Origin of the sequence: Mesorhizobium sp. M7A.F.Ca.CA.001.08.2.1 (assembly GCF_003998455.1) — a bacterium.
Lineage (GTDB): Bacteria > Pseudomonadota > Alphaproteobacteria > Rhizobiales > Rhizobiaceae > Mesorhizobium > Mesorhizobium ciceri.
Map to the genome: position 1 here is coordinate 1 of NZ_RZPW01000176.1, position 9,399 is coordinate 9,399.

The following is a 9,399-nucleotide window of genomic DNA, read 5'->3' on the forward strand; positions in this document are numbered from 1 at the left end:
GGACGATATAGGTGTTACCAGTAAGTAACATTCTGGAAGTTACAGACCGGTAACACCCTAGTCAAGAGGTGGCCGAGGGTTTTTTGGAAACGAAAGGAGATCATGATGGCAGACGGCATCGTGGAGCGCTCTCGTCCCCGGGATCGGATCCTGGAGACGGCACGCGACATGTTCCACAAGCATGGCATCAAGGGCGTCGGCGTCGACGCCATCACCGAAGCTGCCGGCACGAACAAGATGACGCTCTATCGTCACTTCGAATCCAAGGACGAACTGATCGTCGAATGCCTGCGCGCCAATGCGGCCAAGGCCGGCGCTATGTGGGAAGCATTCGAGGCCGAATTCCCTGGTGACAAGCTTGCCCAGCTGCATGCCTGGGTTCGCAAGGCGGCTGCCATGCTCAATGCGGACGGCCGCGGCTGCGACATGGCCAACGCCGCCGCTGAGCTGACCGAGCCGGACCATCCGGCCAGGCTGGTGATCAAGGAGCTCAAGGAAGCCCAGCGCGCGCGCCTTGTGACGCTATGTCGGGATGCCGGCATTGGTCAGGCCGAACTGCTCGCCGATACGCTGTCGCTGTTGTTCGAGGGCGCGCGTGTCAGCGTGCAGACCGTGGGTACCGAAGGTCCGAGCACCCAGTTCGTGCGCATGGCCGAAGGGCTGATCGTTTCGTTCCGGGGCGCTGCCGCCGGTTGAGATCCGCCACGATTGTTGGCGGGTTACGGCTCTATGACGGAGGGCAGTCTACGCCGTTGACCCAGGCGGTATGGAAACTCCGGCGGCCAAACGAAAAAAGCCCGCTGCCGGGAGGAGGTGGCAGCGGGCTCGATTTTCGAATGTGGCGCGGGAGGAGGTGCACCCCATTCAGCGTCGGCATCGCATCTGGGAGGAGTAGATGGCCGACAACCAGAACCTACGAGTTGCCCAACGATTCGGCAACAAAGAAACTTGCATAGCTGCTGTGCAGATTTGCCGTGCCAATTATCATACAAATCCGGCAACAGGCATTTTTGCAGGCCGCCTGCTTCACTGCACCGGCACGTTTTCCCTGAAGATCAAGCGCGGTTCGATGAACTTGCGCGTCAGATAGGGCGCGGCCGATGCGATCGAGCCGAGCAGGCGAATGACCGACTGCTCGGCGATCAGCCGCGCATTCTGGTCGATGACGACATCGGCGAGATCGTCGACGAGATGACCGCGCGTGTCCTTGGTCAGGTCGTGGCAGATGAACACCGGCTTGCGGTTCGGCCTGGCCTCGCGGATCGCCTTTGCAACGCCCGAATGTCCAGCTCCGACGCAATAGATGCCGAGCAACTCCGGCTCGTCGTGCAGTGCCTTCATGGTCTCGGTGTAGCCGGCATCGGGCTCGTCGTTGATCTCGACGGCGCTGCTGACGGTCAGATTGGGAAACTCCTCGTTGAGCACCGAGCGGAAACCCATCTCGCGTTCCTCGTGGCCGCGATAGGAACGTGAGCCGACGACCATCGCCAGATGGCCGGTGCGGCCGCCAAGGAAGCGTCCCATCAGCAGCGCCGCCGTTCGTCCCGCCACCCTGTTGTCGATGCCGACATAGGCCGCGCGCGGTGCCGCCGGAACATCGGACACCAGCGTCACCAGACGCATGCCGGCTTCGACGATGTCGCGCAGTATGTTGCGCGTACGCGGATGATCGACAGCGATCACGCCAACGCCATTGGCCCTGAGCGACAGGTTTTCGACAGCGCTCTGCAGCGCGTTCGGCGAGATACCGGCGAGATTGTGGATCCGGCACGAGGCGACAAGCGGCAGACGCGCGGCGTAGTCCTCGATATGCCGGGCGAGATCGCGCATGAAGGCATTGCTGCCGATCGGCAGCAGGAATTCGAGATGGGCGGGCCGCGAGGGCAGCGTCACCTGATCGGCGACCGGCAGGTAGCCGAGTTGCTTGGCCGCCTCCATGACGCGCTGGCGGTTGGCCGCACTCGCACCCGGCCGGTTGTTCAGCACCCTGTCGACCGTTGCGGTCGATAGCCCGCAATTGCGGGCGATATCCGAGACGGTGGCTTTCATGCCGCTACCTATGCGCCCTGCGATGCCGCGCCAGACAAGCGATGCGATCTGAGGCAGCGGTGATTGCCGCCATCACCCGACAGTCAGTGCGACGGCTTGCCATCGGTGATGGCATCGCGGATTTCCTTGTCCGACATGCCGGTGATGATCCGCTCTACCTCCGCCACGCTGGTCGTCTTCGGGTCGATGTCGTCGGCGACCACCTTGCCCCGGCGCATGACGACGATGCGGTCGACCACCTGGAAGACATGGTGGATGTTGTGGGCGATGAAAATGCAGGAATGGCCGGAATCGCGGGCGCTGCGCACGAAACTCAGCACGCCCTGTGTTTCGGCGACGCCCAGATTGTTGGTGGGCTCGTCGAGGATGATCAGGTCGCTGTCGAAATGCATGGCGCGCGCGATCGCCACCGCCTGACGCTCGCCGCCGGAGAGAGAACCGATCGGCGTCGTCGGCGGGATGTTCTTCGAGATGCCGACCTGCTTGAGCAGGTCGCGGGCAACCGTGTTCATCGCCTCCTGGTCCATCCGGTTGAGGAAGCGCGGCGGCTTGATCGGCTCGCGCCCGAGGAACAGATTGCGGGCGATCGACAGTTGCGTGACCAGTGCGGAGTCCTGGTAGATCGTCTCGATGCCATGGGCGATGGCGTCGCTGGTGCTGCGCAGGCTCACCTTCTTGCCACGGATGAAGATATCGCCGCTGGTCAGCGGAACGGCACCCGAAAGCACCTTGATCAGCGTCGACTTGCCGGCGCCATTGTCGCCGAGCAAGCCGACGATCTCCCGTTCATTGACATGGAAATTGGCATCCTCCAGCGCCTGCACGCGGCCGTAGGACTTGCGGATGTTCGTCATGCGGATCAGTGGCTCGGCCATGGTTCAAGTCCCCGCCTGATGCCGGCGTTCCAGCCATGAATGCAGTGCCATCATGCCGAGGATGATGGCACCGATGAAGATGTTGTAGGCAAGACCAGGCACGCCGATCAGCACGATGCCGTTGCGCATCACGCGCAGGATCAGGATGCCGAGCACGGTGCCGATGATCGTGCCGCGCCCGCCGGTAAGTGCGGTACCGCCGATCACCACCATGGCGATGACTTCCAACTCATAGCCGGTACCGCTGTTGGGGTTGGCGGCGGACGTGCGCAACGAAGAGATGACGCCGGCAAGCGAGGCCATGACCGACGACAGCACGAACAAGCCGATCTTGACCCCGCTGACATTGACGCCGCGCGCCCGCGCCGCGCTCGGGTTGCCGCCGGCCGCCTGGATCCAGTTGCCGGTGCGGCTTTGCGTCAGTACGTAGCCGAGCGCGATCGCCGCGGCGATGAACCAGAACAGTGACATGTAGATGCGGAACGGGCCGATGAAGAAGTCGCCGACCAGCGCTTCCGCCAGCCAGCTGCCCTCCGCACTCCAGGTGCGCTGGGGAAAACCGTCGGTGACGAAAAGGGCGGTGCCGCGCACCACCAGCAGCATGCCGAGCGTCACCAGGAAGGATGGGATCTTGAGCTGCGTCACGAACCAGCCATTGACCAGCCCGATGAAGGCGGCGACCAGCAGCGCGGCGACAAAGCCGACTTCGAGCGAGGTCAGGCCGCTGTTGAACAGGGTCCACATCAAGACCGGCGAGAAGCCGAACAAGGAGCCGACCGAGAGGTCGAACTCGCCGGACGTCATCAACAGCGTCATCGCCAGCGCGATCAGGCCGAGCTCGACCGTGAAAGCCAGCGTGTTGGAGATGTTCTGCGGCGACAGGAAGTCGTGGTTGAAACTCCAGAAAACGGCGATCTCGACGACGAGCAGCACGAAAGGGCCGAATTCCGGCCGTGCGATCAGGCGTGGGACGAGCGAATGATTTTCCACAGGCAATCCGCGACATGAGTGGAAGGCTGAGCGTTGCACATCGCGTGCGAAGGGCTCGGCGAAATGGAGAGCCAGTCGCGACCGTTGGGCGGCCGCGACTGTTGAGATTGGATGTTACTTGCCGGACAGGATGTCGTCGTAGATCTGCGCGGTGTCTTTTTCATAGAGCGCGCCGGTGATGACGTTGAAGCCCGGAGGAATGCCGCCGGCGGCCATATTGGCCAGCGAAAGCGCGACATAGCTGGTCGCCTGCGGGTCCTGCCACTGGCCGGCATTGACATAGCCGTTCAGCACTTCCTGGGTGGTGTCGAGCGAATTGCCCCAGCCGACGACCGGGATTTCGCCCGGCTTGATGCCGACCTGGTCGAACACCCGCTTGATCGAGCCGGTGACGAGGTCGCCTAGGCCGATGATCGCCTTGACCTTGGCCTTGTTCGCCGTGAGGTAGTCGACCATGCGGTTGATCACTTCAGCCTGATCAAGCGTCGCTTCCGTGATTTCATAGGTAATGCCGAGCGGCTCGAAGACGCTCTTGATGCCTTCCTCTTCCTGCACGCCATAGGTGGCGCCGGGGATTTCGACCGGCATCCAGACGAAGTCGCCCTTCTTCACCAGGCCTTTGTCGACCAGATACTGTGCCCAATGCTTGCCGAAGGTGACATTGTCGCCGCCGACATAGGCGTTGAAATCGGCTTTCGGATCAGGCGTGTTGAAATTGATGATCGGCACTTTCGCCGCACGCGCTTCCTTGACGATCTCGATCAGGCTGCCCGGATCGGGGCTCGTGGTGACGATGCCATCGGCCTTGGCGGAGAGGGCGGCGCGAACCGCTTCCTGCTGCGAGGCGACATCGCCATTGTGGAACGAGGTGTTGACCGTGTTGCCGGTGTCCTTGGCCCACTGCTTGGCGCCGGCCAGGAAGTAGGTCCAGACCGGATCGGCCGGACCGCCATGCGAAATCCAGTAGAACGTCTTGGCCTGTGCCGCTGCTGGTACCACCATCAGCGCCACCAACAGGCCGTATAGAACGAGTCTTAGCCGTGTCAGCATTTGATTTCCTCCCGTTTGTAGATCGTCAGTTCAAAATCCGTCCCTTGTTCTGCGTCTTTTGCCAGTGCCGATTGAATGCGTCAGAGCATCCCCTTTTTCGACGGATGGCAAGCCTCCATCTGCCAGGCCTCCATTTGCAGGTGTAGTGGGCGCCTGACGGGGCGTCATCAGCCGTCCCATCAGATTGCATCAGTTGAGGTGATTTTCCGACTGTCGGATAATTGGTGTGATGTTTCGGTCGCGCGAACGCGGCCTGCGCCGACAAGGGCACGCCGACGACCATCCCAGGCCCACGGGACCAGGTCCGCAGCGCCCTGGCAGGGCGCCGACGATACCGGTTGCTAGATCAGATCGGCTCTGGCCAGCTCCCGCATCAGGTGGCTGGCGCCGTAGGTCCAGTGCGGGCAGTCGGGCGACAGCCGCACCCGGTTGACCAGCGCACCGAATTTTTCCGACGAGATGGTGACGATGTCGCCGACCTTGTGGGTAAATCCCTTGCCCTTCTCGCCGCGATCCTTGGATGGAACGAACATGGTGCCGAGATAGAGCGCCAGCCCGTCCGGATACTGGTGGTGCGGCCCCATGGCCGCGGCGACCAGTTCCTCCGGCGAGCGGCTGATCTCGGCCATCGAGCTTGCGCCCTCCAGCGAGAACCCGTCCTCGCCCTCGACTTTCAGGCGCACGACGGCGCGCTTGACGTCATCGATGGAGAATTTGTCGTCGAACAGGCGGATGAAGGGGCCGAGTGAGGCCGAGGCATTGTTATCCTTGGCCTTGCCGAGCAGCAGCGCCGAACGCCCTTCGACGTCGCGCAGATTGACGTCGTTGCCGATAGTGGCGCCGACGATCCTGCCGCTGGAGGCGGCGATCATGGCGATCTCGGGTTCCGGATTGTTCCAGGTCGACACCGGGTGCAGCCCAACATCGGCGCCGAAGCCCACCGAGGCCATCGGCTGGCACTTGGTGAAGATCTCGGCATCGGGGCCGATGCCCACTTCCAGATATTGCGACCAGGCGCCGCGCGAAATCAGCTTGGCCTTGATCTCCATCGCCTCGGGCGAACCGGGCTTCAGCTTCGACAGGTCGTGGCCGATCAGTCCGGCAATGTCGGCGCGGATGGCATCGGCTTTTTCAGCCGAACCACGCGCCTGTTCCTCGATCACCCGTTCCAGCAGGCTGACGACGAAGGTGACGCCCGATGCCTTGACCGCCTGCAGGTCGACCGGGGAGAGCAGGTAGGGTTTTGCTGGATCGCGCCCGGTTTCAAAACTGTTGGCGGCGATGTCATCGAGCGAACCGATCGGTCTGCCTTCGGCCGAGCGGACATGCCCAGCCGGGTCGGCCATCTCGCAAAGGTCGCGCATGGTCGGTGCCGTACGCGAGGTGATGTCGAAGACCGTGCCATCGCGAACCGTGACGACCAGCGGGTATGTAGCACCGCTGCTTCTGGCGCGTCCGACAAAAAGGCCCTCGCTGGGCAGGTGGGTCGGGTTCGTCATGGCGCTCTGTCCTCTTAGTGATCGGCAATGTGGTGAAGTGATCGACAATGTGGGCTAGCCGGATCGGCGTGGCACTTTCACCGGATTCCTCTCAAAGGTCTATCCCGTCGCAGGCGATCGGAACTCTGGGTCTCCGGTCGTCTCGGCGGCAGTCCACAGGCGAAAGCCAGGGTGCTCTTTCAAAATTGTGAAATTCTGACTAGGATTTTCACCAATCGCAGCGCATTCAGGTGACCCTTGGCGACAGCATTCTCCGATCCCATCTGGCGCAGGCCGCAGGCAGCTTCCACGTTTCAATCGCTTCCGAATGGCGAACGGGTCGATCTCGCCATCGTTGGCGGTGGCATCATGGGCTTGTCGACTGCCTTGCATGCCGCCCGGCTTGGCCTGTCGGTGCAGGTGCTGGACGCCGGCGAGATCGGCCAGGGCGCATCAGGCTTGAATGGCGGCCAGGTCATTCCCGGCCTGAAATACGATCCGGAATGGTTGCTGGAGCATTTTGGCCCGGAGCGCGGCGAGGCGCTTGTCAATTTCGCGGCGTCGACCGCCGACGCGGTGTTCGAGCTGATCCGCGACGAGAATCTGGCGGTGCCGTTCGTTCGAAATGGCTGGATCCAGGCGGCGCACACCGAGGCCGCGCTGAAGGCGGCGACGAACCGCGACCGGCAATGGCACGCGCGCGGTGCCGACGTCCGGTTGCTGAACGCAGCGGAGACCGCAGCCAGGACTGGCGCACAGGGTTATCTCGGCGGCTGGCTCGACCGCCGCGCCGGTGTGATCGATCCGCTCGCCTACACGTCTGAACTTGCCCGGGTCGGGACCGCGACTGGCGTGAGGATAGCAGAGCGCCAAAGGGTCGTGCGGCTCGCCAATGCCGCCGGTGTTTGGCGTATTTTGATCGAAAATGGCCTGGAATTGCAGGCAAAGGCGGTCGTGCTGGCGACAAACGCCTATACGGACGGTCTGATCCCCGGTCTCGCCCAGACGATCGTGCCGCTGCATTCTTTCCAGATCGCCACGGCGCCGTTGCCGCCCAACCTGGCGGCCACGATCCTGCGGGGCGGGCAGGCGGTGTCGGACTCCAGGCGCATCCTCGTCTACTACCGCAAGAGCGCCGACGGCCGGCTGGTGCTTGGCGGACGGGGCCGCATGGCGCTGCCGACGAGCGCCGGCGACTGGGCGCATCTCGAGCGTGCGCTGGTACGGCTCTATCCCTCGCTGTCCGGCGTTCCCATCGAGAAGCGCTGGTTCGGCCGGGTGGCGATGACGCCGGACCACCTGCCGCACATCCACGAGCCGGAGAAAGGCCTGCTCGCCGTGGTCGGCTGCCAGGGTCGTGGTGTCGGCCTGATGACTGCGCTTGGCGAGCGCATCGCCAGCTACCTCCAAAGTGGCGACGCCAGGCAATTGCCTTTCCCGGTCTCGCCGATCCGGCCGATCCCGTTTCACGCCTTCCGCCAGGTCGGCGTCGCCGCGACCATCGCTTGGTATCGCCTGCTCGATGCGTTGGAGCGCTGACCAGGGCGCTTCATCCCCTTGGGGCTCCGTTAGGGGATTCTGCTTGACAGTTTCATGAATATGAAAAACTCTAAGCCAATTTCAAATTTCCAATAGGCAGGTCGATGTCGACCCTAGTTGCCACATCAGCGCCAGAGGCCCGGTCTTCCCAGGGCTTCCGGGTCGCCATGCTGCTGCCGGGCGCGCTGGTCACCTTGCTGCTGATCCTGTTTGCGCTTGGCCTCGTGCTTTTCCTCGCCTTCCGCGGCAATGACGGTTCGCTGCTCGGCGCCGGTTTCACCGTCGCGAATTTCGTCACCGTGGTGTCCGATCCGCTGTACTGGACGGTGACGCTGCGCTCGCTGATCATTGCCGCTCTGGTCACGCTGGCGACGGTCGTCACTGCCTATCCCGTCGCCTACTACCTTGCCTTCCACGCCGGCCGGCGGCGCGGCCTGCTGCTGTTCCTGGTGACGCTGCCGTTCTGGACCAGCTATCTCCTGCGCGTCTTCGCCTGGAAGATCGTGCTCGCCTACAATGGCGTTTTGAACTCGGCGCTGATCGAAAGCGGCATCTGGTCCGAGCCGACATTGGCCTTTCTCAACACGCCGGCCGCCGTCGTCGTCACGCTGGCGCACGCCTATGCGCCTTTCGCCATCCTGCCGATCTACGTGGCGCTGGACACCATCCCGAAATCGCTGATCGAGGCCGCTTCCGATCTCGGCGCGCGGCCATTCACCTCTTTCCGCCGGATCGTGCTGCCCAATTCGATGCCGGGCGTGCTGGCGGCAGCCCTCGTCGTCTTCGTGCCGACGGTCGGCGACTATGTCACGCCGGCGCTCGTCGGCGGCCCGGCCAGCACCATGATCGGCACGCTGATCCAGGCGCAATTCGGCAAGGCCAATGACTGGCCGTTTGGCGCAGCACTCTCCGTCGCCGTCATGCTGGTCATCCTGTGCGTGGTGCTGGTCGCCCGCTTCGCCGACCGCAGATTTGGCAGCCGCACATGAGCACTGCACGCACGCAGGGAGGTGGCCGCTGGCTCGGCATGTATGTCGCCGCCTATTTGGTCTTTCTCTATCTGCCGGTGCTGCTGATCCCGCTGTTTTCCTTCAACAACTCGATCCAGGCAGCGTTACCGCTGCAAGGTTTTACCTTGCAATGGTACGCGACGCTGTTCGGCAATTCGGCGCTGACCGGTGCACTCTTGAACAGCCTCGCCATCGGCGCCATCGCCGCCACGGGTGCGACGCTGTGCGGCATAACCGTATCCTACATGGACCTCTACGGCCGCTCGCCCCTGGCCGCCACCATCAGCGCCATCGCAAGGCTGCCGATCCTGATCCCGGGCGTCATCGTCGGCATATCGCTGCTGATCCTCATCAACCTCGTTGGTCTGGGGCCATCGCGCGTCGCCATCGTTCTCGGCCATATATTGG

Annotated in this window: 9 protein-coding genes; 4 read left to right on the top strand and 5 right to left on the bottom strand. The window is 63.2% G+C overall.

Features of this window, described 5'->3' with window-relative positions:
- Window positions 1–105: 105 nt before the first annotated feature.
- Window positions 106–696, top strand: a complete 591-nt coding sequence (locus EN914_RS13065) for a TetR/AcrR family transcriptional regulator (RefSeq protein WP_013532873.1) — start codon at window positions 106–108, stop codon at window positions 694–696.
- Window positions 697–1,026: 330 nt separating this feature from the next.
- On the opposite strand, the gene EN914_RS13080 is transcribed toward EN914_RS13065, so the two are convergent.
- From EN914_RS13080 to EN914_RS13100, 5 genes are all read right to left on the bottom strand, one after another.
- Window positions 1,027–2,049: a LacI family DNA-binding transcriptional regulator gene (locus tag EN914_RS13080; RefSeq protein WP_024502615.1), complete on the bottom strand. Its 1,023-nt coding sequence runs from the start codon at window positions 2,047–2,049 to the stop codon at window positions 1,027–1,029.
- 83 nt (window positions 2,050–2,132) lie between these two features.
- Complete coding sequence (locus tag EN914_RS13085; protein ID WP_013532870.1) at window positions 2,133–2,924, bottom strand: ATP-binding cassette domain-containing protein; 792 nt, start codon at window positions 2,922–2,924, stop codon at window positions 2,133–2,135.
- 3 nt (window positions 2,925–2,927) lie between these two features.
- On the bottom strand, window positions 2,928–3,914 hold the full coding sequence (locus EN914_RS13090; protein WP_024502616.1) for an ABC transporter permease: 987 nt from the start codon (window positions 3,912–3,914) through the stop codon (window positions 2,928–2,930).
- A gap of 114 nt (window positions 3,915–4,028) precedes the next feature.
- On the bottom strand, window positions 4,029–4,964 hold the full coding sequence (locus EN914_RS13095; RefSeq protein WP_013532868.1) for a substrate-binding domain-containing protein: 936 nt from the start codon (window positions 4,962–4,964) through the stop codon (window positions 4,029–4,031).
- A 341-nt stretch (window positions 4,965–5,305) separates the two neighbouring features.
- On the bottom strand, window positions 5,306–6,463 hold the full coding sequence (locus EN914_RS13100) for a fumarylacetoacetate hydrolase family protein (RefSeq protein WP_024502617.1): 1,158 nt from the start codon (window positions 6,461–6,463) through the stop codon (window positions 5,306–5,308).
- 237 nt (window positions 6,464–6,700) lie between these two features.
- Here EN914_RS13100 and EN914_RS13105 point away from each other — a divergent pair, with 237 nt between their 5' ends.
- From EN914_RS13105 to EN914_RS13115, 3 genes are all read left to right on the top strand, one after another.
- Window positions 6,701–7,981 (top strand): FAD-binding oxidoreductase, encoded by a 1,281-nt coding sequence (locus tag EN914_RS13105; protein ID WP_024502618.1) that lies wholly within the window; start codon window positions 6,701–6,703, stop codon window positions 7,979–7,981.
- Window positions 7,982–8,085: 104 nt separating this feature from the next.
- Window positions 8,086–8,970, top strand: coding sequence for an ABC transporter permease (locus EN914_RS13110; RefSeq protein ID WP_013532864.1), 885 nt, complete (start codon window positions 8,086–8,088; stop codon window positions 8,968–8,970).
- The coding region (locus tag EN914_RS13115) for an ABC transporter permease (RefSeq protein ID WP_407067778.1) at window positions 8,967–9,399 on the top strand (433 nt) is incomplete at its 3' end. The genes EN914_RS13110 and EN914_RS13115, both read left to right, overlap by 4 nt.